The organism is Halomicrobium sp. HM KBTZ05, assembly GCF_041530035.1.
Classification (GTDB): Archaea; Halobacteriota; Halobacteria; order Halobacteriales; family Haloarculaceae; genus Halomicrobium.
In genome coordinates this window covers 523,047-548,443 of record NZ_CP168057.1, presented here as the reverse complement: position 1 = coordinate 548,443, position 25,397 = coordinate 523,047, and the positions used below count along the sequence as shown (strand labels likewise).

Annotated in this window: 23 protein-coding genes and 1 pseudogene; 9 read left to right on the top strand and 15 right to left on the bottom strand. The window is 68.1% G+C overall.

From position 1 onward, the window contains the following. Window positions 1-2 precede the first annotated feature (2 nt). From pstB to mutS (ACAH01_RS02880), 5 genes are all read right to left on the bottom strand, one after another. Entirely contained in the window at window positions 3-911 is a 909-nt protein-coding gene (pstB, locus tag ACAH01_RS02900; RefSeq protein ID WP_372480174.1) for a phosphate ABC transporter ATP-binding protein PstB, read from the bottom strand. Further along, window positions 904-2,511: a phosphate ABC transporter permease PstA gene (pstA, locus tag ACAH01_RS02895; RefSeq protein ID WP_372480173.1), complete on the bottom strand. Its 1,608-nt coding sequence runs from the start codon at window positions 2,509-2,511 to the stop codon at window positions 904-906. Before pstA ends, pstB begins: the two co-directional genes overlap by 8 nt. Continuing rightward, the gene (pstC, locus tag ACAH01_RS02890) at window positions 2,508-3,599 is read right to left on the bottom strand and encodes a phosphate ABC transporter permease subunit PstC (protein ID WP_170092632.1); all 1,092 of its coding nucleotides are present in this window, start codon (window positions 3,597-3,599) and stop codon (window positions 2,508-2,510) included. Before pstC ends, pstA begins: the two co-directional genes overlap by 4 nt. Before the next feature lie 37 nt (window positions 3,600-3,636). Then, on the bottom strand, window positions 3,637-4,806 hold the full coding sequence (locus tag ACAH01_RS02885; protein ID WP_170092633.1) for a PstS family phosphate ABC transporter substrate-binding protein: 1,170 nt from the start codon (window positions 4,804-4,806) through the stop codon (window positions 3,637-3,639). A gap of 182 nt (window positions 4,807-4,988) precedes the next feature. Then, a complete protein-coding gene (gene mutS, locus ACAH01_RS02880) occupies window positions 4,989-7,799 on the bottom strand; it encodes a DNA mismatch repair protein MutS (RefSeq protein WP_372480172.1) in 2,811 nt (936 codons plus the stop codon). Window positions 7,800-8,049: 250 nt separating this feature from the next. Between mutS (ACAH01_RS02880) and ACAH01_RS02875 the strand changes: the two genes are divergently transcribed. Beyond that, window positions 8,050-9,099, top strand: coding sequence for a sulfite exporter TauE/SafE family protein (locus ACAH01_RS02875; RefSeq protein ID WP_372480786.1), 1,050 nt, complete (start codon window positions 8,050-8,052; stop codon window positions 9,097-9,099). Between the two features lie 134 nt (window positions 9,100-9,233). After that, complete coding sequence (locus tag ACAH01_RS02870) at window positions 9,234-9,569, top strand: co-chaperone YbbN (RefSeq protein WP_153554500.1); 336 nt, start codon at window positions 9,234-9,236, stop codon at window positions 9,567-9,569. Between the two features lie 34 nt (window positions 9,570-9,603). On the opposite strand, the gene ACAH01_RS02865 is transcribed toward ACAH01_RS02870, so the two are convergent. The 3 genes from ACAH01_RS02865 to ACAH01_RS02855 all read right to left on the bottom strand — a co-directional run bounded on the left by ACAH01_RS02865 (window position 9,604) and on the right by ACAH01_RS02855 (window position 10,800). After that, entirely contained in the window at window positions 9,604-10,263 is a 660-nt protein-coding gene (locus ACAH01_RS02865) for a DsbA family protein (RefSeq protein ID WP_372480171.1), read from the bottom strand. A gap of 58 nt (window positions 10,264-10,321) precedes the next feature. Next, window positions 10,322-10,501 carry a hypothetical protein gene (locus ACAH01_RS02860; RefSeq protein WP_170092637.1) on the bottom strand — a complete coding sequence of 60 codons (180 nt, stop codon included), beginning with the start codon at window positions 10,499-10,501 and terminating at the stop codon, window positions 10,322-10,324. Between the two features lie 149 nt (window positions 10,502-10,650). Continuing rightward, window positions 10,651-10,800: a hypothetical protein gene (locus ACAH01_RS02855; protein WP_164731963.1), complete on the bottom strand. Its 150-nt coding sequence runs from the start codon at window positions 10,798-10,800 to the stop codon at window positions 10,651-10,653. Between the two features lie 133 nt (window positions 10,801-10,933). Here ACAH01_RS02855 and thiD point away from each other — a divergent pair, with 133 nt between their 5' ends. Beyond that, window positions 10,934-12,247 carry a bifunctional hydroxymethylpyrimidine kinase/phosphomethylpyrimidine kinase gene (gene thiD / locus ACAH01_RS02850; RefSeq protein WP_372480170.1) on the top strand — a complete coding sequence of 438 codons (1,314 nt, stop codon included), beginning with the start codon at window positions 10,934-10,936 and terminating at the stop codon, window positions 12,245-12,247. A gap of 8 nt (window positions 12,248-12,255) precedes the next feature. Here the strand turns inward: thiD and ACAH01_RS02845 are convergent, their stop codons facing one another. After that, window positions 12,256-14,400, bottom strand: a complete 2,145-nt coding sequence (locus ACAH01_RS02845; RefSeq protein WP_372480169.1) for a glycyl aminopeptidase — start codon at window positions 14,398-14,400, stop codon at window positions 12,256-12,258. Between the two features lie 102 nt (window positions 14,401-14,502). Between ACAH01_RS02845 and mutS (ACAH01_RS02840) the strand changes: the two genes are divergently transcribed. After that, window positions 14,503-17,292: a DNA mismatch repair protein MutS gene (gene mutS / locus ACAH01_RS02840; protein ID WP_372480168.1), complete on the top strand. Its 2,790-nt coding sequence runs from the start codon at window positions 14,503-14,505 to the stop codon at window positions 17,290-17,292. A 12-nt stretch (window positions 17,293-17,304) separates the two neighbouring features. Here mutS (ACAH01_RS02840) and ACAH01_RS02835 read toward each other — a convergent pair whose 3' ends face one another. Both ACAH01_RS02835 and ACAH01_RS02830 read right to left on the bottom strand, forming a co-directional pair. After that, the gene (locus tag ACAH01_RS02835) at window positions 17,305-17,937 is read right to left on the bottom strand and encodes an N-acetyltransferase family protein (protein ID WP_372480167.1); all 633 of its coding nucleotides are present in this window, start codon (window positions 17,935-17,937) and stop codon (window positions 17,305-17,307) included. A gap of 59 nt (window positions 17,938-17,996) precedes the next feature. Next, window positions 17,997-18,560: a metallophosphoesterase gene (locus tag ACAH01_RS02830; RefSeq protein WP_372480166.1), complete on the bottom strand. Its 564-nt coding sequence runs from the start codon at window positions 18,558-18,560 to the stop codon at window positions 17,997-17,999. Window positions 18,561-18,632: 72 nt separating this feature from the next. Here ACAH01_RS02830 and ACAH01_RS02825 point away from each other — a divergent pair. Then, window positions 18,633-18,806 (top strand): annotated as a pseudogene (locus ACAH01_RS02825) (metallophosphoesterase); the annotation flags it as partial. A gap of 241 nt (window positions 18,807-19,047) precedes the next feature. On the opposite strand, the gene ACAH01_RS02820 reads toward ACAH01_RS02825, so the two are convergent. The 3 genes from ACAH01_RS02820 to ACAH01_RS02810 form a co-directional block, all read right to left on the bottom strand. Next, window positions 19,048-19,341 carry a hypothetical protein gene (locus tag ACAH01_RS02820; RefSeq protein ID WP_372480165.1) on the bottom strand — a complete coding sequence of 98 codons (294 nt, stop codon included), beginning with the start codon at window positions 19,339-19,341 and terminating at the stop codon, window positions 19,048-19,050. Between the two features lie 14 nt (window positions 19,342-19,355). Beyond that, window positions 19,356-19,880, bottom strand: coding sequence for a DoxX family protein (locus ACAH01_RS02815; RefSeq protein WP_372480164.1), 525 nt, complete (start codon window positions 19,878-19,880; stop codon window positions 19,356-19,358). Window positions 19,881-19,976: 96 nt separating this feature from the next. Continuing rightward, the gene (locus ACAH01_RS02810) at window positions 19,977-20,468 is read right to left on the bottom strand and encodes a hypothetical protein (RefSeq protein ID WP_372480163.1); all 492 of its coding nucleotides are present in this window, start codon (window positions 20,466-20,468) and stop codon (window positions 19,977-19,979) included. Between the two features lie 63 nt (window positions 20,469-20,531). Between ACAH01_RS02810 and ACAH01_RS02805 the strand changes: the two genes are divergently transcribed. Next, complete coding sequence (locus ACAH01_RS02805; RefSeq protein WP_208627247.1) at window positions 20,532-21,359, top strand: M48 family metallopeptidase; 828 nt, start codon at window positions 20,532-20,534, stop codon at window positions 21,357-21,359. 1 nt (window position 21,360) lies between these two features. Continuing rightward, entirely contained in the window at window positions 21,361-21,597 is a 237-nt protein-coding gene (locus tag ACAH01_RS02800; protein WP_372480162.1) for a hypothetical protein, read from the top strand. A 23-nt stretch (window positions 21,598-21,620) separates the two neighbouring features. Here the strand turns inward: ACAH01_RS02800 and ACAH01_RS02795 are convergent, their stop codons facing one another. Further along, complete coding sequence (locus tag ACAH01_RS02795; RefSeq protein ID WP_346775207.1) at window positions 21,621-22,043, bottom strand: hypothetical protein; 423 nt, start codon at window positions 22,041-22,043, stop codon at window positions 21,621-21,623. Window positions 22,044-22,161: 118 nt separating this feature from the next. On the opposite strand from ACAH01_RS02795, the gene mutL reads away from it, so the two are divergent. Further along, window positions 22,162-24,306 carry a DNA mismatch repair endonuclease MutL gene (mutL, locus tag ACAH01_RS02790; RefSeq protein ID WP_372480161.1) on the top strand — a complete coding sequence of 715 codons (2,145 nt, stop codon included), beginning with the start codon at window positions 22,162-22,164 and terminating at the stop codon, window positions 24,304-24,306. A 125-nt stretch (window positions 24,307-24,431) separates the two neighbouring features. Further along, window positions 24,432-25,391 carry a sugar kinase gene (locus ACAH01_RS02785; RefSeq protein WP_372480160.1) on the top strand — a complete coding sequence of 320 codons (960 nt, stop codon included), beginning with the start codon at window positions 24,432-24,434 and terminating at the stop codon, window positions 25,389-25,391. Window positions 25,392-25,397: the final 6 nt, after the last annotated feature.

Here is a 25,397-nt window from a genome sequence, read left to right as displayed (position 1 = left end):
GCTCACCCGAACTTGCCGGTGATGTAGTCTTCGACGCGCTGGCTCTCGGGGTTCTCGAAGATCGTGTCCGTGTCGTCGTACTCCACGAGGTGGCCGCCGGTGAGGAAGACGGCGGTCTGGTCGGAGATCCGAGCGGCCTGTTGCATGTTGTGGGTGACGACGACGACGGTGTACTCCTCGGCCAGGTCCTCGATGAGGTCCTCGATCTTCGCGGTGGCGATCGGGTCCAGCGCCGACGCCGGCTCGTCCATCAGCAGTACCTCCGGATCGGTCGCCAGCGCGCGAGCGATACAGAGACGCTGTTGTTGGCCGCCAGACAGTCCCAGCGCGTTGTCGTCGAGTCGGTCGTTGACTTCGTCCCACAGGGCCGCCTGTCTGAGCGTCCGTTCGACCAGTTCCGCCTCCTTCTCGGTGTCGTCGCGACCCAGGAGCCGCGCCATCAGTCCCTTGTTGATGTCGCCGTGTTTGCGCGGGCCGTAGGAGATGTTGTCCCGGATCGACTTGGGGAAGGGATTGGGTGCCTGAAACACCATCCCGACGCGCTTGCGAAGCTCGACGAGGTTGGTACCGTCTCGGTAGATCTCCTGGCCGTCCAGTTCGACCGAGCCGTCGACGCGCGCGGCGTCGACCCGGTCGTTCATGCGGTTGAGACAGCGCAGGAACGTCGACTTCCCGCAGCCGGACGGCCCGATCAGCGCCGTCACGCTCTCGTCGGGGATGTCCATCGAGACGCTCTGGAGGGCGTGCTCGTCACCGTAGTGGACGTCTAAGTCTTCGACCGACAGTTTCGCCTGCCCGGTGAAGTCGTACTCGCGCCACGCGGCGTCGATCTGCTCGTCGGACTCGCCGCTGGTCGTGGGCCGTTGCTCGCTCGATGCCTCGTCGTGGTGTTCGATTTCTGCGTTACTCATGGTGCAGTTTCCTCCGGAAGTACAGTCGACTGCCGACGCCGACGGCGTACAGCCCGATCACGACCAGCAGGAGGACCAGCGCCGTCCCCCAGCCGAACTGCTGGTTGGTGAAGATCTCCTTGGGGAACACGCCGGCAGTGATCGTCGAGTAGAGCTGGTAGGGCAGCGCACTGGCCGGCGACAGCAGCGCCTCGTTGGTGACGAACGGCGGGTTGGGCGTCAGCGCGAACGATCCCAGCACGTTCGGCGTGTTGCTGGGGTAGGGGGGACCACCGAACACCAGCAGGAGCGGCGCGGTCTCGCCAGCGATCCGGCCGACGCCGAGGATGACGCCGGTGATCGTCCCCGGCATCGCGGCCGGTACGACGACGCTGCGGATCGTCTGCCACTTCGTCACGCCCAGGGCCGCACTGGCGTCTCGGTACTCGTCCGGGACCGCCAGGACGGCCTCGCGACTCGTGATGAGCACGAGCGGCAACAGCATGAACCCGAGCACCAGCTGGCCGACGAGAATCGAGTTCCCGCCGCTGATCCGCGGCACCAGAAAGGCCAGCCCGAACAGACCGAAGACGATACTCGGGGTCGACCACAGCCCGTTGGTCGCCACCTCGACGACCTGGGTGAAGCGACCGTGTTCGGCGTACTCGGTGAGAAAGACCGCGGCACCGACGCCGAGTGGCACCGCGAAGACGACGGCACCGAAGACGAGCCAGAGCGTGCCGATCGTCGCCGGCAACACGCCGGGGACCTCGACGAACAGCCCGCCGGTGACGTTCGTCGCGAACGGGAAGGCGGGCCACGGAATCGTCACGCCGACGAGGGGGATCGTCAGCTGCCCGCCAAGCAGGCTCGCGCCGGTGAGCATCGTTTCGAGACCGTTGACGACGATGAAGCCGATCAACAGCCCGAGCACTGCGAGCATCCCGAAGACGACCGTCCCGATGAGCGCGAAGGCACCGGCCTGGCGGCCCTGCGCGCCGAAGCCGGCTTTCGCTTTGGCCCCGCTCCAGGCCGCGAGCAGGGAGCCGGCGATCACGACGGCGGGAATCAGTTCGCTGCCGGGGAAGCTGGCCGACGACCACGCCGGGGCCCAGACCCACGCCGCGTCGATCTGGCCCACCACGACCGCGCCACCGAGCAGGGCGAGCACGACGGCGACGGGGATCGTCGAGCCGATGTCCTCGCGGGTGAGCGTCGCCGCGAGACTCCCGGCGGCACCGAACGCCACTGCCGCAGGGACCCACAGTACGGTCCCAGCGCCGAGGAGCGTCGTCGCGAACAGCGCCCCCAGTACCGACCAGAGCACGCCAAAGACCGCGCCGACGGTGAACCCCGCCGTCGGGGACGGGGTGGTGTCGAGCCGATCGAGTCGGGACGCGACGCCGACGGCCACGAGACCGGCGGCGGCGACGAGCAGCGCCACCCCGAGCAGGACGAGCACGGTGGCCCCGGCCACCGTCGTCGCCTCGTCGATCCACTGGAAGAGCACGCCCCAGGAGACGACGAAACCCGCGAAGCTCACCGCGAGGACGACGTTCGCGATCAGTTCGCTCGTCGTCGAGTCGCCGCTGTGCAGCGCAGTGTCGCGGACGGTACTCATCGTTCACCTCGGAGTTTCTGTCGCATCCGCCACTCGACGAACTGCGAGGAGACGCTGAGGAACATCACCATGACGAACAGGACGACGCCACCGGCGAACAGCGCACTCATGTGGAGACCGCTGGCGTTGCCGCCCTCGAAGGCGATCACGGTCGTCAGCGTCTCGCCGTAGCCCGCGAACACGTCGAAGATCGGCGACGGGAACCCCTTCGTGTGTGAGAGCATCACCGTGGCCGCCATGGTCTCGCCCATGGCACGACCGACGCCGAGCAAGATTGCCGCCGAGATGCCCGACAGCGCCGCGGGAATGGTGACGCTCTTGGTCGTCTGCCACTCGGTCGATCCCATCGCCAGCGAGCCGCTCTTCATCGACTCGGGGACCGTCGAGAGCGCGTCTTCCGCGACCGTGACGATGGTCGGCAACGCCATGATGCCGACCATCAGACCGGCCCCGAAGTAGTTCCCGATCGTCGGGGTGTTGAACTCCGCGTAGAGGTACTGATTGACGATCGTCAGTCCGATGAACCCGTAGGTGATCGAGGGGATCCCGGCCATCAGCTCGATGCCGGGCTTGACGAGTTCGCGAACGCGGGGCGGGGCCAGTTCGCTGACGAAGATCGCACCGGCGACGCCCAGCGGTGCCGCGACGATCGTCGCGATGACGGTCGTGAGTGCGGTCCCGACCATCATCGGCGTGAGCGACCAGACCGTCCCGCCGTCGCCACCCCAGAGGCGTGGGGGCGATTCGGTTCGGAAGAACAGATCGAGGCCCATCTGTCGGAACACCGGCAGTGTCCGCAAGAGCAGGAAGGCGATGATCAGCGCCAACACGCCGACGGTCACGACGGTCGTGAGGAAGGTGAGTCCCTTCGCAGTCTCGGCCTGGTACCGAGCCCAGCCGTAGGCGGTCGTCGTCAGAAAGCCCACGAGCGGCAGGATCGTCCACGCTGAACCGACGAAAAAGAGCGCGAAGCCGACGGCGATCCAGCCGGCGACGAGTACGTGCAACGCGATCGCACCGTCTTCCGTTCGGGACCGGTAGTCTCGTGCCCGTTGTGAGAGCCCGGTGAGTGAGAGTCGTTGAAGCATTGGATCGTAGTATCCGGAAAGCCCAGGGTCCGCGACGCTATTCGTACTTCGAGGCTGCGACCTTCTCGCGCTGTGCTTCGAGGCGATCGTCTGGCAGCTTGAAGTAGTTGTTACCGGCGACGAAGATCTCCTGTCCGAAGTCGCTCAGGCAGAAGTTGATGAAGGCCGCTTCCTTCCGGGACGTGTCCTCGTAGGTGTACGCGTGGAGGTCCCGAGAGAGGGGGTACTCCTGGGCACCGAGGTTCTTGCCGTACTCGTAGACGGTGCCGTCGATCTCCAGGCCGATCGGCGGCGTCCCGCCGTCGGGCTCGACGAACGCCAGCGCGATGTAGGCGATGGCGTTGTCGGCCTGTCCGACGGCCTGCTGGAGCTGCTGGTTCTGACCGAACCGCTGGTCGGGACTGATCGGCTCGTCGGGGTCGCCGTAGACGTTGTTCCGGAAGGCGGTGTCGGTCCCCGACCCCTCTGCGCGACCGAGCGCGAGAATGTCCTTGTCCGGGCCGCCGACCTCGCTCCAGTTCGTGACCTCGCCCTTGTAGATGCCCCGCAGGTCGTCGATCGTGATCTGCTCGACGCCCGCCTCGGCGATCTCGGGGCTGACGACGATCGGCTGACCGTCGACGCCGACGACGTGGTCGACGAACCCGTCGAGCCCCTCGGCGTCCTCGCCGAGTTCGGACTCGGCCGAGGAACTCGCGTCGCCGATGTCGACGCGCCCCTCCATGACGCCCTCGATCCCGGTCCCGGAGTGGGAGAGGGCGATCGAGACGCGGAACGGTGGGCTGGATCGATCGCCGGTCGCTTCGAAGCCGTACTCCGAGGCGAAGTAGTCGGCGAGCCGCATGTCGGTGCCGTACTCCTCGGCCCAATCGGAGGGCCAGTAGTCCTCGTCGCCGGCCTCGGGGTTGGAGTTCCAGTAGCTCGCCGCGGTGTTCGTGATCGGGAACACCGTCGAGGAACCGTCACCCGTCAGGACGCTCGTGTCCATCCCACCGCCGCCGCTACTCTCCGAGCCGTCGGAGTCCATGGAGTTCGAGCCGTCACCGCTCGACCCCTCGCCGCCAGTGTCTCCGTCGGCGCTGTCGCCGTCGCCACTGCCTTCGCTCTCGCTGCACCCGGCCACAGCAGCGGCCCCAGCCGAGCCCGCCGCCGCGACGAATTTCCGCCGTGATACCAGATCAGACAGTCGCGCTGACTCGCGTGTCATCACCAGAAACCGGACGGAGGATTACTAAACTCGTTTATAATAGCGGTACTTGACGGTATGTTCGTTTCGGTGCGGTACGTACCGATACGATCCCAATAGAGCCCTATATATCGGTACGTACCACCGGGTCGTCGTCTCCGAGTTCGGGCGGCACGAACACGAGACAGCCCGCCCCGGCAGTATCAGTCCGCGATGTCGTCCTGGAGTCGGGCGAGCGCGTTCATCGCCTCGATGGGCGTCATCGTCGCCACGTCCAGCCGTGCCAGCCGCTCGCGGAGCGGATCGGCGTCGGGTCTGCTCTCGTCACTGGTCGCCGCCTCGACTGCGGCGTGGCCGTCGGTCGACGGCGACTCGCTCGCCGGGACCGACGGCTGGGACGCCGTGTCGTTTTCGGCGTTCGAGGGCCCACTTCGTGCGCCCTCACTACCCGCGTGTCGCGCTGCTCCCGCTCCCGTCTTCGAGGACTCACTTCGTGCGCCCTCGCTGCTCACGGGTCGTCTCTCCCCGCTCGCTCGTTCCGAGGGCTCACTTCGCTCGCCCTCGCCTGCCAACAACGTCCGGGATCGCTCGACCACCGAATCGGGCACGCCAGCCAGGGCCGCGACCTCGATCCCGTAGGACGCCGCGGCCGCGCCGGGAGCGACGCTGTGCTCGAAGACGACGCCGTCGCCGTCGTGGCGCGTCTCGAAGTGGCGGTTGTGGACGCCGGGCAGTTCGTCGGCGACGGCCGTCAGCTCGTGGTGGTGGGTGGCAAAGAGCGTGTAGGCCCCGATTTCGTCGTGGACGTGTTCGGTGACGGCGCGGGCGATGGCGAGCCCGTCGGCCGTCGAGGTCCCGCGGCCGACCTCGTCCAGCAGGATCAGCGAGTCGCTGGTCGCGCCCTGCAGGATGTCTGCGAGTTCGGTCATCTCGATCATGAACGTCGAGCGCCCGCCAGCGATGTCGTCGCTCGCGCCGACGCGGGTGAACACCCGGTCGACGATCGGCAGGCTCGCCTCGCGTGCGGGGACGAAGCTCCCGGCCTGTGCCAGCACGCAGAGGAGCGCGATCTGGCGCATGTAGGTGGACTTGCCGCTCATGTTGGGGCCGGTGAGGATCGTGAAAAACGCGTCCGGAGTGAGGCGGGCGTCGTTGGGAACGAACGACTCTTCGGCGCGCTCGACGACGGGGTGGCGGCCGGCCGTCACGTCGATGGCGTCCCCGCCGACACTGGGTCGACAGTAGTCGTGGGTCGCCGCCACCTCGCCGAAGGCCACGAGCACGTCCAGCGTCGCCAGGCGGTCGGCCAGTGCCTGCACGCGCTCGGCCTCGGCCGCGATCGCCGCCCGGACCTCACAGAACAGTTCGTATTCGAGGTCGTCGGCGGCCGTCTCAGCGCGGACGATCTCCTCTTCGCGCTCCTTGAGCTCGGGCGTGACGAAGCGCTCCGAGTTTTTCAGCGTCTGGCGGCGCTCGTAGTCGTCGGGGACGCTGTCGAGGTTGGGGTCGGTCACCTCGATGTAGTAGCCGTGGACGGAGTTGTGCCCGACCTTCAGCGAGTCGATCCCGGTGCGTTCGCGCTCGTTGATCTCCAGGTCGTCGATCCACCGCTTGCCCGACTGCTCGGTCTCGCGCAGCGCGTCGAGGTCGTCGTCGTACCCCTCGCGGATCACGTTGCCCTCGGTGACTTCCTGTGGCGGGTCCGGACAGATCGCCGCCTCGATCTCCTCGCGCACGTCCGTCAGCGGGTCCAGCCCCTCGTAGAGGTCCGCGAGCAGGGCGCTGTCGGCGTCTGCCAGCTGCTCGCGCACGTCCGGCACGACGGCCAGCGTGGCGGCGAGCGAGCGCAGGTCTCGCGCGTTCGCCCGGCCGCGAGAGACGCGCGAGATCAGTCGTTCGAGGTCGTACACCGCCGTGAGCAGTTCGTGGAGTCGTTCGCGACGCTGGAGTCCCTCGACCAGCTCGGCGACCGCCTCGTGACGGCGCTCGATCCGGTCGGCGTCCAGCAGCGGGCGGCGCAGCCAGTCGCCCAGCCGTCGCCGGCCGAGCGCGCAGGCGGTCTCGTCGACGGTGTCGACCAGCGTGCGCCCCTCGTGGCCCCGCACCGCCCGGCGCTCGAACAGTTCGAGGCTGTCGAGCGCGACCGCGTCGAGCAGCATGTACTCGCGAGGATCGTAGCGCGTGAGGTGTGTGAGATACGTCAGCTGCCCGCCGCCGTCGTCTGCAATTTCGTCGCTCGTGCCCGCACCGCCCCCGCGGGTGTACTCGGCGTACTCGAGCAGCGCGCCGCAGGCTCGCACCTCCAGATCGTCGGCCAGCAGCGCGTCCGGATCGCCGAAGTACGTCCGCACCCGGTCGGCGGCGTCCGCGAAGGCGAACACCGACTCGTCGTACGGCGTCACCATCGCCGCGGTGTCGAAGACCCGATCCTCGTCCACGTCGACGCCGGGGCCGACGATCGCCTCCGCGGGTGCGAACCGGCCCACTTCGTCGGCGACGGCGTCGACGGCGTCGGCGCTGGTCGCGTAGAAGTCGCCCGTCGACACGTCGAGCAGCGCCAGCCCGTAGCGGCGGCCGTCGGCCGTCAGCGCGGCGACGTAGTTGTTGTCCGGTGAGTCCAACAGTTCGTCCTCGGTCAGGGTCCCCGGCGTGATGATCCGCGTCACCGCCCGGTCGACGACGCCGCTGACCGCGTCGGGGTCTTCGACCTGGTCCGCGATGGCGACGCGGTAGCCGGCGTCAAGCAGCGTCTCGACGTAGCTTTCGGCGTTGTCGATGGGGACCCCGGCCATCGCGTACTGCCCGGTCGAGTCCTCGCGCTTGGTCAGCGTGATCTCACAGAGCCGGGCGACTCGCTCGGCGGCACCGCAGAAGGCCTCGTAGAAGTCACCCACCTGAAACAGGACCAGCGAGTCGTCGTAGGCCCGACAGAGCTCGTAGTACTGGCGCATCATCGGCGTCAGCTCGTCGACCCGCTCGGCCATCTTTTCGGGAGGTCCCAGCGCCGCGTCCATATCCGGGAGGGAAGCCCTGCCCGCCCAAATATACTGCGGGTCGGCGGGACGGCTGTGGGCAGAGGGGGAGCTAGAGCAGTGGTTCGGCGACGAGGTCGACACCGGCGTCGCCAGTCGGGGCACTGGTGGAGTGCAAACAGCCACCAAGGCGATGTTCGACATTCAGTTTTTTAACTCCCTTTGCCACACGTAGGGCCATCTGCACGTGACTTCGACTCCGTCCGCGTCGGATTCACCGTACGCACGACTCGTGTCCGGCTTTCTCAAGAATCAACACTTCTTCGTGTTCACCGCACCAGTAGTGTTCGTCGCGTTGGTGTACCTGTTCGCGCCGACCAACGGGGCCGGCGGGAGCGGCTACTGGCTGGAGTACTGGTGGCTGTTCCCCTGCTTCCTGCTGGGCGCGACGATCGTCAACACGGTGGGGATCAGCGGCGCGGCGCTTTTCGTCCCGTTCCTGATCTTCCTCTTCCCGCTGGTCGCGTCGCCACTCGACGCCGCGACGATCGTCAAAGTCGGGCTCATCAGCGAATCGTTCGGCCTGTCCAGTTCCGCCGTCGCGTTCGTCGCTCACGGCCTCGTGGATCGGCGAGTCGGAACGGCCATCGTCGGTGGGGCGCTCCCGCTGGTGGTCGGCGGCGCGTTCCTCTCTTTCTTCCTCCCGGAGCCGGTCTTCCAGCTCATGCTGGGGGTCGTGTTGACGCTGTCGGCGTACCTCCTCTTCCAGCTCGACCTCTCGCACGGCCACACGGGAGACAGCGTCGAGACTGCTGCGGCGGACGGCGGCAGCGACCTGCCAAACGACGCCGACAAGCTGGGCCACGCGGGTGTGAGTACCGACGGTGACGGACAGGTCACCCGTGTCGACCGCAGCGGAACGACCTACCGCTACGATCGATCGGGCTACGCCGAGCGGTTCGGCACCTACGGCTTCGGCGGCGTCTTCCAGGGTGTCGCCGGCTTCGGCATCGGCGAGATCGGGATCGTCTCGATGCTGCGCTCGAAGATTCCCGTCCGCGTCGCCATCGGCACCAACCACATCATCGTCGCCATCACGGCGGTCGCCGCCTCGCTGACTCACGTCTTCGGCGGCGGCCTCGTCGGCGCACACAGCATCGATCTGGCGACGACACCCTGGAACATGGTCGTCTTCACCGTCCCGGCGACGGTCACCGGCGGCCAGATCGCGCCCTACGTCACGTCGACGTTCAGCACGCGAACGCTGAAGCTGTTCGTCGCGGGACTGTTCGTGTTGATCTCGGTCGCGCTGTATATCCTCGCGAGCCAGGGGCTGTTCTGACACGATCGGCAGCCATCTGGGACCAAGTGGCCGCCCCGCGGCGAACATCGTCGCGGAGTGAGGCGTCAGTACGAGACGACGGCAGTGAGAGCCGCCAGGGACAACCGTATTCGTCTGGGCGACCAAAGACTGGCATGGCCACGGAAACACAGCCCCGGCCCCACCTGCTCGACTCGAAGCCGGCGCTCGACGACCTGATCGCCAGCGAGGAGCGACTGCTCGTGGAGTTTCACACGAAGGGCTGTTCGCTGTGCGAGGCGATGGCCCCGGTACTCGACGCGGTCGCGAAGGGGACCGACGCGACGGTCGCGACGATGAATCCCCGCGACGATCCCGTCCTCGTCGACGAGTACGACGTGCGGTCGGTGCCGAAGCTGTTGCTGTTCGTCGACGGCGAACTCGTCGAGACGCTGGAAGACGGGTTCGTCCCGGTCGAAGACGTGCGCGCGTTCGTCACCGAAACCGAATGACGCGCGGAGAGCAAAGAGTCGACAGGGAGCGCGATCAGGTCCCGTCGACGAGCCGTTCGAGCTGTTCCGGAGGGACCGCACCACGGGCGGCGTAGCCGTCGTAGACGAACGTCGGGACGCCGGTGATCCCCCCGCGCTGGGCCTCGGTAAAGCGCGTGGTGACCGCCTCGCGGAGCGTCTCGTCGTCGAGCGCGGCGCGGATCTCACCGCCGTCCAGACCCGCGCGTTCTGCGAGGGCTGCCAGCACGTCCGGATCGCCGATGTCACGTTCCTCCTGCCACAGCGCCGTGAAGATGCTCGTGTCGAAGTCGAGCCACGTCTCGTAGTCGGCCGTCGTCTTGACGTGGTAGGAGGCGACCTGGGCCGACAGCGAGTCCACCTCGCTGGCCAAATCGAGGCTCATCTCGACGTCGTACTCCGCTTGCAGGCGGCGGACGTTCTCCTTTGCCTGCTCGTAGTAGTCGTCGTCTTTGCCGTCGTCGACGGAGTGGTCGATCGAGCCGTCGGGGTTTCGTTTGTTGTGGCGCAGGTCGAACGGCCGCCAGTCGATCCGCAACTGCTCGTCGCGGTCCGCCTGGAACTGTCTGAGCGATTCGCGACCGAGATAACAGAACGGACAGACGTAGTCGGAGTAGACCACGATCTCGTCGGTCGCCGTCGACTCCGGCCGGTCAGCGGCGTCGGTGTCGGTCATCCTAACCACGTTTTGCAGTCCGGACGGAAGAGCGTTGGCCGGTCGTGTGTCCGCGGTATCAAGCCGAGGAGGTGTCCTCGCCCACCTCGACGGCGTAGTCCGACTGGATCCAGGCCGCCGAGTTGGTCCGATCGTAGACGATGGTGTCGCCGTCGTCGGTCGTGAACGCACCGAACTGTTCGTCGGCGCTGGGTTCGTCGTCGGTTGCCACGTCGGAGGGAGTGTCTGGTTCGGTCATCGGTTGAAATACGGTATCGTTTCCCAATGGAATGGTGGACATAAGCCTTTCCCGGGTGCGATAAGGAATAGTAATACCATACTAGGACTCGGTGCTGTCGGAGAGACTTCAAAAAAGCCGCGCACGCCGTGGACGCGTGCGATCGACGGCTACTGCCCACTCAGGTCCAGTGCGAAGTCCGACTGGATCCAGGCGTCCGGATTCTCGCGGTCGTAGACCACGAAGTTCCCGTCGCCCGTCACGAACGTCCCGTACTTGTCGCTCTGTTCCCCACCTGTTCGATCGACTGTGCGTGTCATCGTCCCATGCCACCCGGCGACCCGGGTTGGCAGACGTACACGACCACATATCATAAATATTATTAATTTCGCGGCGATTCACAGCGAGACCAGGATCACCATCCATTAGGGCCGGGTCGCCCTGTCGTCACACATGACACGAGAGGCCGCGCCCGTCACGCCACCGGTCGTCCTGTCGATCGCCGGCAGCGACAGCGGCGGCGGTGCGGGGATCCAGGCTGACACGAAGACGATCGAAGCGGGCGGCGCGTTCGCGACGACGGCGATCACCGGCGTCACCGCACAGAACACGCAGGGCGTCCGGGACGTGACCACGCTCGACCCGGGGACGGTCGGCGCACAGATCGACGCCGTCGTCGAGGACTTCGACGTGGCGGCGGTCAAGACGGGCATGCTGTCGACGACCGCAGTCGTCGAGACGGTGACCGAGTACGCCGCGTCCTTGCCCGCGCTGGTCGTCGACCCCGTCATGGTCGCCGCCAGCGGCGACCGACTGCTCGATCCGGCGGCAGAAGCCGCCTACGAGGACCTGATCGCGGAGGCGGCAGTCGTGACGCCAAACGCCGACGAGGCCGAGGTGTTGACCGACATCGAAGTGACCGACGCCGACGCGGCGCGGCGCGCGGGCGAGGCGCTCGTGGCGATGGGTGCCGACGCGGCCCTGGTCAAGGGCGGGCACGTCCCCGGCGACGCCGTCGTCGACACGCTCGTGACCGACGAGACGGTCCACACCTACCGACACGATCGAATCGACACGACGGCAACCCACGGCTCGGGCTGTACCCTCTCCAGTGCCGTCGCGACGCGACTGGCACACGGCGACGACACGGAGACCGCCGTCGGCGAGGGGATCGCTCTGCTCGCCCGCGCGGTCCGGTACAACGTCGACGTGGGCGAGGGGGCGGGTGCCGTCCACCACACCGTCGAGAGCCGCAACGAGGCCGCGCGCAACGAGACCGTCGAGGCTGTCGAGGCCGTCGTCGCGGGACTGAGTGACGCGAACGCGACCGCGCTGGTCCCACACGGCATCGCCAACGTCGCGGGGGCGACGCCGTACGCCGAATCCCCGGCAGAAGTGGCGGCCGTCGAGGGCGGTATCGGGCTGACCCGAGACGGAATCCGCTCCAACCGCGGCGTCCGTTTCGGCGTCCCGACGCCGCTCGCAGAGACGATCCTCGCCTGCCGGGAACACGATCCAGCGATCAGGTTCGCGCTGTCGTGTACGGCCACGTCACCGCTCGTCGACGCGCTGGGGACGCTCGACGGGGCGACGGCGACCGTCGAGAACGGCGAGACCGAGGCGCGCGTGCAAGCGGCGTTCGCGGACTGTGAGACGACGCCCGCGGCGATCGTCGACCGCCACGACGACCGCCTCGTCGTCCTCGCGCCGGAGGCGACCCAGCTGCTCGAACGCGTCCAGACCCTCGTCGCCAGCGTCGAGGCGTGAGCCCGTAGCTACCGCCGGTAGCGGAGAGCGACCCACAGCACGGACAGAGCCACGACGAGAGTGACGACGCCGGGTCCCGCCCCGTCACCGCGGCTGGTCGCCGTCGGCGTCGGCGTCTCGGTGGCGGTCATCGTCCGCACGCGGTTCGGTCGGACCATCACCTCGACGGAGGGGACGGTGCCGGCACCGAGCGACACCGCGCCCGGACGGGGGAGCGAGATCTCCCGCTCGATGGAGGTCCTGTTGTAGGCCGGCATCGTCACGTGCCGGCGACCGACCTCCTCTGAGTCGCGGGTGAACACGACGGTCGCCTCGCCCGGGCGCGGCTCGCCGTTGTACAGCGTCGCGGTCAGGACGACGGTGTCGCCCTGCTCGGCAGTCGTGGGCTCGACGTCGAGGCTGACGACGTTGGCCCTCACCGGTCGCTGGACGGTGACGTTGAGCCGCTCGCCGTCGACGACGACGTGGTAGGTGCCCGGCGTCGGGAACCGGTGGGACAGCGGAGCCGTCGTCGATTCCCCGGCCTCGATTTGTCCGCTCGTCTCGTCGACGACCGTCCCGTTGACCCGCATCGAGACGTTGTACACGCCCGCAGTGCCACCGGCGTTGCTGACGAGGGTGTCGACGGTCAGGCGCTCGCCGGTCACCAGCTGGATCGAGTCGTCCGCGACCGTTTCGTTTCGGTAGAGGCCGGTGATCCGGTAGCCCTCGGCGTCGCCGGCCGGCGGCAGCTCGTATCCGACCCGTGCCGGGAGCTGGCCGAAGACGGCGGCGTGGGTCGTCCGGTTCCAGGTCTCGACCGACGCCGTGGTCTCGGTGTAGGTCTGGCCCTCGTCCAGCACGGACGTTCCCCCGGTCGTCGCCAGCAGTTCGAGGAAGTCGAGCTGTGACACCGGCTGTTGCTGGCCGTTCATCTCCCGGAACACGTCCTGGAGGGTCCGCTCGCGGTCGGTCGCGACGCGCAGGCGACGGTCCAGTTCGCCGGCCACGAGCGAGCCCCTGTCGTAGTCGGGCGCGCCCTCCCAGGTCGAGACGTTCGAGAGCACGACCCCGTCGTAGACCGGATGGGTCCCGCGGGCCAGTCGGTCACGGAATCCCTCGAACGCCACGGACTCCTGTTCGAGCGAGAGCAACGACGCGTAGTACGACGCCGACGCCTCCGTGAACCAGGCCGTCCGACTCGTGGGCGTGAACGCCTGCCGGGTGTGGACGTACTCGTGGAGCCAGGCGTTGTCCGGCTGGTCGAGCGGCTCCGTGTCCCGGACCCAGGCGTCGGTGTCCCCGGTCTGGACGCCCCGGACGCCCCACTCGACGGGTCCCGTGGGCGCGGCGATCAGGAACACCGTCTCGTCGCGATCGCCGACGCGCAACGCGTCGGAGCTGTTTGCCAGTGCGTCGAGGATCGCCGACGGTGACTCCGACAGCGTCGCGGCCGCCGGGACGACCAGCCGGAACCGCTGGCCGTGGGCGGTCCGCTCGTGCAGTTCGTGCTCGCCGAGGTAGACGAGCCACTCCCCGGCCGCGCCGGGACCAGCCGTCGACGAGCCGCGGTCGAACACGATCGGCGTCCCGCCAGTCGCCTCCCAGTAGGTCGGCGTCGGCGGCCGTTCGAACAGCGCCCACTTGCCCGTGCCCGCGTACAGCGCGCGGCCGTCGGTCCCGTGTGGCCCCGTCCGGTCGATGGTCTCGTTGATCCGGTAGTCGTAGGTCAGCGTCGGCTGCTGTGTCGTGGCACGCCAGCGAAAGTGGGTCTCGTTGTCGCGGACGAATCCCCGCTGGGAGACGAAAGTGGCTCCGTCGGGAAGCGCGGCCCGCATGGAGACGACACGTGCCGGGACGCTGTAGGCCAGTCTGACCCGAACCGTGCCGGGACGTTCGGGCAGGCGCTGGAACCGCTGGGTGAGTCCCAGCGTCCCGTCGTCCTGCTGGCCGGTGTCGCTGTCGGCGGTGTCGCCCACGCCGAGACCGAACTGGTCGACGCCGGCAGACAGCTGCCGGGACGGCGAACCCGACTGGTCCGCCGACGCCGGCACGTCGGTGTCGACGGTCGTCTCGGCGGCGGCGGAGTCGGTGACGGTGACCGCGGGGGCGATGCTCCCCGAGAGCACCACCACGACCAGCACCGCGACGGCACCACGCGTCACCTCGCCCATTTACCACTTGTTGTACACCACCGGACAAATAGCTGACCCGTGGGAACACGGACCAATCGACGACCCACAACCCTTAGGCACCCGTCGCTCCCAGGGGCGGGTATGACAGAGGCGACGGGTATCGTCGGCGAGTTCCTCTCGCTGAAGGCGGACAGTGACGCGGATCTGCTGGCGATGCAGTGTGGCGACTTCTACGAGTTCTTCGACGAGGACGCCGAGATCGTCGCCGACGAGCTCGACCTGAAGGTGAGTCAGAAGTCCTCCCACGGCTCTTCGTACCCGATGGCGGGCGTGCCGGTCGACGACCTGACCCCCTACGTCTCCGCGCTGGTCGAACGAGGCTACCGGGTCGCCGTCGCCGACCAGCACGAGACGGCGGACGGACACGCCCGCGAGATCACGCGCGTCGTGACGCCGGGAACCCACCTGGAGACGACCGACGACGCCGCCCAGTACCTGGCTGCCGTCGTCGGTACCGACGGCGACTCGTCGGACCCGGCGGACGGAGCCGACGGGAGCTACGGGCTGGCCGTGGCCGACGTGACCACCGGCCAGTTCCACGTGACCCAACTCGACGGCCCGGACGCTCGCACGCGGATTCAGACGGAGCTGTACAAGTTCGACCCCGCGGAGGTGTTGCCCGGTCCCGACCTGCGTGGCGACGACGACTTCCTCGATCGCCTGCGCGAGCGGACCGACGCGGCGCTGACGGTCCACACCGAGGAGTCGTTCGCGCCCGGACGAGCGCGCCACCGCGTTCGCGACCACTTCGGCCCCGAGACCGTCGACAGCGTCGGTATCGCCGACGACGACGCCGCGATCTGTGCCGCCGGTGCCGTCCTGTCCTACGTCGAGGACACCGGCGTCGGGACGCTGGCCTCGATCACGCGCCTGCAGTCCTACGGCGCGACCGACCACGTCAATCTGGACGCGACGACCCAGCGCAACCTCGAACTGACCGAGACGATGCAAGGCGGGACCGACGGCTCGCTGTTCGACACGATCGACCACACGACGACGGCTGCCGGCGCGCGCCTGCTCCGGGAGTGGCTCCAGCGGCCACGCAGAGATCGCGCCGAGCTGACGCGCCGCCAGTCCTGTATCGCCGCACTGACCGAGGCAGCGATGGCCCGCGAACGGCTGTGTGAGACGCTTTCCGACGCCTACGACCTCGAACGGCTGGCCTCACGGGCCGTCTCGGGCAGTGCCGACGCCCGCGATCTGCGGGCCGTCGCCGAGACGCTCGGGCTGCTGGCGACGGTCGAGGACGTGATCGACGAGGACGACCGACTGGCCGACTCGCCGCTGGCCGACGCCCTCGATCGGCTCGACCGCGAGGCCGCCGCCGACCTGGCGACCGAACTCGACGCCGCACTGGTGGCAGATCCACCGGGGACGGTCCGACAGGGTGGCCTCTTCGAGCAGGGGTACGACGAGGAACTGGACGAGGTGATCGAGCGCCACGAGTCGATCCTTGAGTGGCTCGACACGCTGGCCGACCGCGAGAAAGAGCGGACCGGGATCACGCACCTCTCGGTCGACCGCAACAAGACCGACGGCTACTACATCCAGGTCGGCAAGAGCGAGGCCGACGAGGTCCCCGAGGGCTACGAGGGGATCAAGACGCTGAAAAACTCAGAGCGGTTCACGACCGACGAACTCCAGCAGAAGGAACGCGAGGTGTTCCGGCTCGAAGAACAGCGCCACGAGCTGGAGTACGAGCTGTTCGGCGACCTGCGGGAGCGAGTCGCCGAGGACGCCACGCTGCTACAGGACGTGGGTCGCGTGCTGGCAGAACTGGACGCCTTCGCGTCGCTCGCGATCCACGCCGTCCGCAACGACTGGACACGTCCGGAACTCACCGACGGGCGCGAACTCGACGTGGAAGCCGGCCGCCACCCCGTCGTCGAGCAGACGACCGAGTTCGTCCCCAACGACCTCCGGATGGACGGGGCGGCTTCGCCGCCGAACCGGGAGCGTGCCAGCGGACACGCGAACGACCAGCGCCAGTTTCTGATCGTCACCGGCCCCAACATGAGCGGCAAGTCCACCTACATGCGCCAGGCGGCGCTGATCACGCTGCTGGCACAGATCGGCAGTTTCGTCCCCGCCCGGACGGCGACGCTCGGACTGGTCGACGGGATCTACACCCGCGTCGGCGCGCTGGACGAACTGGCCCAGGGCCGGTCGACGTTCATGGTCGAGATGCAGGAACTCAGCAACATCCTCCACTCCGCGACCGACGACTCGCTGGTGATACTCGACGAGGTGGGCCGGGGCACCGCGACCTACGACGGCATCTCGATCGCCTGGGCGGCCACCGAGTACCTGCACAACGAGGTCCGGGCGAAGACCCTCTTTGCGACGCACTACCACGAGCTGACGACGCTTGCCGACCACCTCGACCGCGTCCACAACGTCCACGTCGCCGTCGCCGGTGAACCGCCGACTGCCAGTGGGGCTGAGTCACACACCGCAGACGAGTCCGACGAAGACGTGACCTTCCTCCGGACGGTGCGAGACGGGCCGACCGACCGCTCTTACGGGATCCACGTCGCCGACCTGGCGGGCGTCCCAGAGCCCGTCGTCGACCGCTCTCGGACGGTGCTCGATCGCCTGCGCGAAGAGAAGGCCATCGAGGCGAAAGGCAGCGGGTCGTCCGAGCCCGTCCAGACCGTCTTCGACGTGAACGCGGGCGGGTTCAAACGCGCCGACGAGAGCGAGCCGGCCACCGCCGACGGTGGAACGGCGGCCGAGGCGTCGGACGCGGGACTCGACCCCGAGACCGAGGCCGTCGTCGAGGAGCTGAGCGAACTCGACGTCAACGAGACGCCGCCGGTCGAGCTGATGGCGACGGTCCAGGAGTGGCAATCGCAACTGGACGACGGGTGACGCGACCAGCGATCAGCGACCGCGTGGTCTCGTCCCCACGATCGGGACGTGCTGGTACTCGATGCCGTCCTGGCCGTCCAGTGGTCGACGGAGCCGGAGGATCGCCGTCCTGCGGCCCCGTTCCTCGTATGGCAACTCCTCGACGACCTCGAAGCCCAGTTTCTCGTAGAGCCGGCGGGCCGTGCGGTTGTCCGGATCGACGATCAGCGTGAGCGCCTCGCGATCGGCGACGGCCGCCGCCGCGACGACGTGCTTGCTCAGTTCGGTCCCGATGCCCCGTCCCTGGTAGTCCTGGTGGACGAAGACGGCGAACTCCGGCTCGGCGTCGTCGGTCGGCGTGTACAGCGCGTGGCCGACGAGGCCGGTCTCGCCGGCCACGACGAAGTTACAGCCCTCGTCGAGCAGGCCGTCGAGCCAGTCGGCGATCCGCGAGCGCGTCCGTGGCGGCAATCCCTGTGCCGCCTGTCCCGGCGCGAAGTCGTCGTACATCGCGACGAGGGCCTCGTGGTCGCCGTCGGCCGCCGGGCGGATCACCCAGGACGAACCTTCTCGGTCGACGAACCGTGGACACCGCGGCGGGCAGTGTCGCGTCCCCTCGCACTCGCCTGCGTCCCAGTACCGGCAGACGCGGTCTGTCTGGTCCATGGCTGACTCTCTGTCGGCCCCAGTCAAAAGGAGGGGACTGCGCTCTCAGTCGCTGGGAATCACTCCTCGACCAGCGCCGTCGCTGCCGCCACGTCCCGGAGGCTGGTCGTCGCGGCGTCCAGCACTCCCGTCAGCGTCTCCAGCGCGATCGGACGAAACCCCAGCAGCTCACAGCTCACGTTGACCCGCTGGGCTCGGGGAGCCACGAACGGGTACGTCTCCGGGTCGTTGTTGTGGATGTGGCCGTGGATCACCCACTCGTCCCAGTCGTCGGGCACGTCTTCCGGGCGGTGCGTGCAGTAGAACCGGTAGTCGCCGTGTTCGAGGACACACGAGTCGAGCACCGGGAACGGAGCCCCCGCGGGATCGAGCCCCACGTCGTGGTTGCCCTGCAACAGGAGATCCCCGCCCAGCTGTTGGAAGTACTCGATCGTCTCCTGGCCGTCCCGCATGTCCATAGCAACGTCGCCGAGGTGGACGAGCAGGTCGTCGGGATCGACCGTCTCGTAGTGGCGATCGAGCAGCGCGCTGTCCATCTCGCCGACCGACGTGAACGGCCGATCACAGTACTCGATGATGTTCGAGTGCCCGAAGTGATGATCGGAGATGACGTACCGGGCCATGGTCCATAGCGCCGGGGGAGGGACCTAACAGTTCGGGTCGGTCGATGTTTGCTACCACACCTCATTCGGCCCCTGATCGTCAATCCGGGGAGCGTCGGCCAGCCACGAGACGGAGATCCGCGGGCGGCCTGCGCCGACGACGACAGCGTCGAACTCCGCCGCGTCCAGTACGACATCGACCGGGTCATCTCGAAAGTCGAAGAACTCGACACGCCCCGACGGCTCGGCGTCCGGCTGCTCGACGGCTCCGGACACTGTCGGCTGTGTGCCTGGGACACGTCTCGCGATCTCGGAGTGACGGACGTTGCCAGACAGTGACAGTCAGCGCGACAGAGACGGTCGCGAAAATCGTCGAAACAGTCCCGCGACGGGGCAGCGAGTCGAGCGGGCTGGAGTGGGTTCGTTCTCATACTGCCGGCGGTACCTTCGTGACGAGCTTCGCCACCTCGGGGTGGCGAAATCGGTCACAGATGTACAGCCGGTCGTCTCAGTCGGCGGTCATCTCGGCGCGGTCGGCGGCGTCGGTGGCCATGGGCGTGGCGAGCTTGTAGGCACCCCAGACGGCCAGCACGAGCAGCGCGGCGATGACGATCCCGGTTCGCAGCGTCGGGTCGAGCAGCGGCGTCGCGATCACTTCGCCGGCGTCGTTGGTCAGCGGGGCCGGGCTGTAGGGTTTGCCTGCCAGCAGCTCCAGCACGCCCATGACGACGATGCCCAGCACGAACAGGGCACCGCTCAGTCCCAGCGCGATACGGTCGACGGTCGTTGTGGTGTCAGTCATTGTGTGTCACCTCGTTAGCCGAGGATGTAGCGTAGTTTCGGGTGGCGTTTGACCAGCTTCGTCTGCTCGACGATGGCGTCGAGCCCGTAGTACCGGCCGGCACCCAGCACGAGCACGGTCACGAACAACAGCAGCCCCATCAGGTCGCTGTTGACCAGTCCGTGGCCGAACTCGGCGTTGCCGATCCAGAACAGGGTCATGAAGGTGACCCCGCCGATGGACGCCAGCCGCGTCAGCAGGCCCGCCATCAGCGCCAGCCCGATCAGCGTCTCGAACAGCGGCACGCCGGGCGCGATCAACCACGCCAGGTTGTTCCCCATCCAGACCGGGATCGGTCCCAGGGCTGTGCCCGTCATCTCCTGCATGTACATCGGTCCGTAGCTGTAGGCCAGCCCGTCCTCGATGAGCTTCGTCACGCCCGCGTGGAAGAACCACCAGCCCGTGATGACCCGCAGCAGGGCCAGCCAGTAGCTCGTCAGCGGCCCGTCTAACTCGAGCTCGAAGTCCGTCGCCAGGGGGTTTGCCGTGTTGGTTGCCATAATCTCTCCCTCACATGTACGTGTTGGCGGTGATACGGGATATAAGAGGACGCGTGTTCCCAGCGGGTGAAAACCGCTCTCAGATTCCGAGAGCCGTCACTCCTCGCGGTCGCCGTAGGCCACGTCCTCGTCGTCGAAGAAGCCGAAGTCGTCGTCGTCCCGGAGCACGTAGTCGTTCTCCAGGACCTCGGAGACGATCCGCCCCAGCGAATCGAGCGCCATGTCGATCCCGTCGGGATCGTCGAGATCGTACTCGTCGGCGGCGTCGTCGGGCAGTTCGGGGGCGCGGTACCCGACCTCGTCGCTGGCGGGGTCCCAGTAGAAGTCGAACGCCTCGATCAGATCGAGCCGTTCGACGACCGCGAACTCCGCGGTCGAGAGCCCGGCGCTGGTCGTCCACTCCTCGAAGGCGTCCTGCCAGGCACCGGCCCGGAGGAACCCCTCGACCTCCTGTCGACGGTAGTCGTCGCCCGTGTCGACGATCTCGTTGTCGATCGCCTCGTAGTCGCCTCTGGTCTGGGGACCGCGCAACGACGGGGGGTCGGGCGTGGGAACGTCGAGCACCATGCCGAGTTGTTGTCTCTCCAACAGTATAGCCTCTCGGGCACACAGGCCAGAAGGTTCTCAAGTGGCGACCAGAGAGGGGCGTGTATGAGACACGTCGGACTGAAAGCCCGGATGGCGTTCGTGGGGTCGCTGCTGTTTGGCTTCTACGCGGTCGCCGCGGTAGTGCTGATGGGGCTGTTCGGCGAGCGCGCGCTCCCGCTGATCCTCGTCGGGAGCGTCCTCTTCGTCGGCGTCCAGTACAAGATCGGTAAGTGGGCGGCCCTGCGCAGCGTCGGCGCGGAAGACCTGCCAGAGGACCGCTTCCCCCAGATCCACAAGCAAGTCGAGTACCTCTCGACGGACATGGGCATCGAGAAACCGCGGCTGATGGTCGCGCGGATGGGCGTGCCCAACGCCTTCGCCGTCGGCCGCAAGGGTGCCGGGACGGTCGTCGTCAGCGAGGAACTGCTCCAGCTCCTCGACGCAGACGAGGTCGAGGGCGTCCTCGCCCACGAGCTGGCTCACATCCGCAACCGCGACGTAGTGATGATGGTGCTGGGCCAGGGAATCGCTTCGATCGTCTCCATTGCCGCCCAGTGGATCGTCCTGCTGACCGGCGACAACGACCTGGCCGACTTCTTCCTGGCGATCGTCGTCGGCCAGATCGTCCAGCTGATCGTGATGGTGTTCGTGCTGGCGATCTCCCGGTACCGGGAGTACGTCGCCGACAGCGACGCCGCAGCGGAGGTCGGAGGCGAGCCACTGGCCAGCGCACTGGAGAAGATCTCACGTGGGAGCGAGCGCGCCCAGGACTCCGCGATCGACGAGCAGGTCAGCGCGCTGTGTATCTTCGGCGAGGAGCGCGGCCTACTGGCCACGCTCTTTGCCTCGCACCCGCCCGTCGAGAAGCGCATCGAGCGGCTCCGCAACTGAGATGGACACTCGTACCGTCCTGGCGGCCGTCCTCGGCGTCGGCCTGGGACTCGTCTTCCTGGCCGCGCCGGGAGCCGTCCGGACCGCCTACAGCGCCGGACGCAGCCCGCAGGATCGTCGCGGCGAGTACGGATCGGGGGAGAGTGCGGGGAGTCGGTACCACTCGCTGATCCGGGCGGTCGGCGCGGCCTTCGTCCTCGCGGGGCTGTATTTCGGCTGGCAGGCGCTCGCAGTCTGAGGCCGATCCCGCCCGCGACGGGATCAGTTCTTCTGGATCTCCGTCGGGGGCAGGTCGGCCGGCTCGTCGGCCTCGACCCAGTTTTCCTCGGCGAGGACGAGCCGAGAGATCACCGCGGCCACGTCGCGGGCCGTCGCCTCTTGCTGGAAGAAGGAGACGTTGCCGAGCGACGCGCCGATCGAGCGGCTCACTTCGACGGTCGCGAGCGCCTCGTCGCCGACGACATCTTCGACTTTGCGGGTCACGCGCTCGTTGAGTTCCTTGCGCATCGGCTCGGAGAGTTCGTAGCCCGCCGGCAGGAGATCGTAGGTGATCGCGTACCCCTCCTCGTAGCGCTCGACGGCGAAGAAGGGCGTCGATTCGGCCTCGGCCTCGTAGTAGGCGTCGTCGCGCGCCTGCTGGTCCTCGTACAGTGGCACGTCGGATGGATCGAATCCTGCTGGCACACGAGAGCGTACTCGATACGGCGTTATCAACCTGTTCCCGGCGGAGGCGACGTGATACGCTGCCACCGCCCACACCGGAGCCCGCAGGCTCAAGACGCTCCCGCCATACGATCGGACAATGAGCGAGGGGACAGACACCGAGATCCGACAGCTCGATTCGGCGACCGTCGAGCGCATCGCGGCAGGGGAGGTCGTCGAGCGGCCCGCAAGCGTCGTCAAGGAACTCGTCGAGAACGCGCTGGACGCCGACGCCGACCGCGTCAGCGTCGCCGTCGAGCAGGGCGGTATCGAGGGGATCAAAGTGACCGACGACGGGATCGGGATGGGTCGCGAGGCCGTCGAGCGGGCCGTCGAGGAGCACACGACGAGCAAGATCAGTTCGATCGAGGACCTGGAGAGCGGCGTCGGGACCCTCGGCTTCCGTGGCGAGGCCCTGCACGCGATCGGAGCGGTCTCTCGGACGACGATCACCACGCGCCCGCGTGGGAGCGACCGCCAGGGGACCGAACTCGTCGTCGAGGGCGGCGACGTGACCGCCGTCGAGCCGGCGGGCTGTCCCGCCGGGACGACCATCGAAGTCGACGATCTCTTCTACAACGTCCCGGCCCGCCGGAAGTACCTCAAGCAGGCGAGCACGGAGTTCGCTCACGTCAACACCGTCGTCACCAGCTACGCGCTCGCGAATCCCGACGTGGCGGTGACGCTGTCACACGACGGCCGGGAGACGTTCGCGACGACAGGACAGGGCGATCTCGAAGCGACCGTCCTCTCGGTGTACGGCCGCGAGGTCGCACAGTCGATGATCGAGGTGGACGACGGCGATCTGCCGGACGGACCACTGGCGTCGGTGACCGGACTCGTGAGCCACCCCGAGACCAACCGCGCGAGCCGGGACTACCTCTCGACGTACGTCAACGGCCGGTACGTCCGGGCCGACGCCGTCAGAGAGGCGATCGTCGACGCCTACGACACCCAGCTCGCGCCCGATCGGTACCCCTTCGCGGTGCTGTTCTGTGCCGTCGATCCGGCGACCGTCGACGTGAACGTCCACCCGCGAAAGATGGCGGTCCGATTCGCAGACGACGAGGGCGTCCGTCGGCAGGTCGAGCACGCGGTCCAGTCGGCGCTGCTCTCCGAGGGGCTCGTCCGCTCCAGCGCACCGCGGGGCCGCTCGGCCGCCGAGCAGACCGAGATCACGCCAGAGTCCGGGCGAGTGGACGACGAGACCGACGCCGCCGGGGACGGCGCGGAGGCCGACGGAGAGCAGTCCGGCGACGACTCGGCTGGCGAGACGAGCCGTCCAGACACCCCGGTTTCGGATCGAACCGCCGACGGAGCGAGTGGCGCGTCCGCTGGCGAAAGCGGCGACCGCGGACAGCCCGACGCGACGGCGGCGAGCGTGACGGACGACGGTGCGACGGGCGACAGCGCGTCGGACACCGCCTCGCCGCGGAGTCGGTCGAGCGCGTCCAGCGGACGGGACGAGCCATCGACGAGCGCGCAGTCGAGCCAGACGAGCGGATCGACTCAGACGAGCGACGCCGACCGCGGACGTGCCCGCTCCGGGCGCGACACGGACCCAGAGCGGAAGTTCCGCGGCGACGACCGGCAGGCCCGGCTGGGCGGCGAGGAACCGACCCAGTCGCTGGACTCGCTGCCGGCCCTGCGGATCCTCGGGCAGCTCCACGAGACCTACGTCGTCGCGGAGGCCGACGACGGACTGGTCGTGATCGATCAGCACGCGGCCGACGAGCGGATCAACTACGAGCGGCTGAAAGATGCCTTCGAAGGCGAGACGACGACGCAGGCGCTCGCCGAGCCGGTCGAACTCGAACTGACGGCGGGGGAGGCCGCGGTGTTCGAGGACCGCGTCGAGGCGCTCGCGCGGCTGGGTTTTCACGCCGACCGAACGGGTGACCGGACCGTCGAGGTGCGGACGGTCCCCGGCGTGATCGCCGACGCCGCCGGCCCCGAACTCGTCCAGGACGTGCTGGCGGCGTTCGTCGCGGGCGAGCACGAGGCCGCCGACACGGTGGAGGCGGCCGCCGACGAGCTACTGGCAGATCTGGCCTGTTACCCCTCGATCACGGGCAACACCTCGCTGACCGAGGGCTCGATCCGGGAGTTGCTCGCCGCGCTCGACGACTGTGAGAACCCCTACGCCTGTCCGCACGGTCGACCGGTCGTCGTCGAGATCGACCGTGGCGAGCTCGAAGACCGGTTCGAGCGGGACTATCCGGGCCACAGCGGTCGTCGGACCTAACGGCTCCCGGCGAGGGCACGTCCCTCGCCGCGTCGCGGACCGCCGGCAGACGCCGCTGCGATCGATCGAAATCGCGCGCCGTGACGCCCGTGGCAACTAAACCCCCGGCCGTCGATGGCTGGGCCATGAGTCGACTCGTCACGTTCGGAGAGACCGCGTTGCGACTGAGCCCGCCGGACCACGAGCGCCTGGAGACGGCGACAGACGTATCGCTGCACGCGGACGGTACCGAGAGTTCCGCCGCCGTCGCGGCCACGCGACTCGGTGCGCCGGCCGTCTGGCTGTCGAAGCTCCCCGACACGGTGCTCGGTCGGCGCGTCGTCGCCGAACTGGAACAGCAGGGCGACGGGCTCCAGACGCAGGTGGTCTGGGACGAGGACGGCCGGCAGGGCCTGCAGTTCGTCGAACGGGGGAGCCCACCCAGAGACGACGTGACCGTCCAGGACCGGGGCGACACCGCGCTGGCTACGGTGTCGACCGAAGACGTGCGGATGGCGATGGTCCAGAACGCCGACGTGTTCTTCGTCAGCGGTTCGACGCCCGCGCTCTCGCCGACGGCCCGGCGGACCACGGAGGCGCTCTATCGGGCCTGCGAAGGGACCTGCGTGTTCGATCTGGACTACCGGTCCGGCCTCTGGTCGCTTGCGGACGCCCGCGAGGCGCTCCTCTCCCTGCAAGACGCGATCGACGTACTCGTCGCGGACGAAGAGGACGCACAGGCGGTGTTCGACCGCTCTGGCAAGGCCCGGCAGCTGGCCCACTCGCTCGCCGCCGAGGGCGACTTCGAGCAGGTCGTGATCACCCGCAGCGGGCGCGGTGCGGTCGCCTGGGACGACAACGTCGTCCACGAACAGGACGCCATCGAGACCGACGTAATCGACGCCAGCGGCACGCACGCCGGCTTCCTCGGCGGCTACCTCCACCAGTTGTACGAGGACGCCCCGACGGAGCAGGCGCTGGCCTACGGGACCGCCGCCGCCGCGCTGACCCGGACCGTCCCCGGCCCGCTGCCGACGATCTCGGCGAGCGAGGTCGAGGCCCTCGTCGAGACCGAGCAGGATCGCACCGGCGAGCGGAGCATCTGAGTGGGT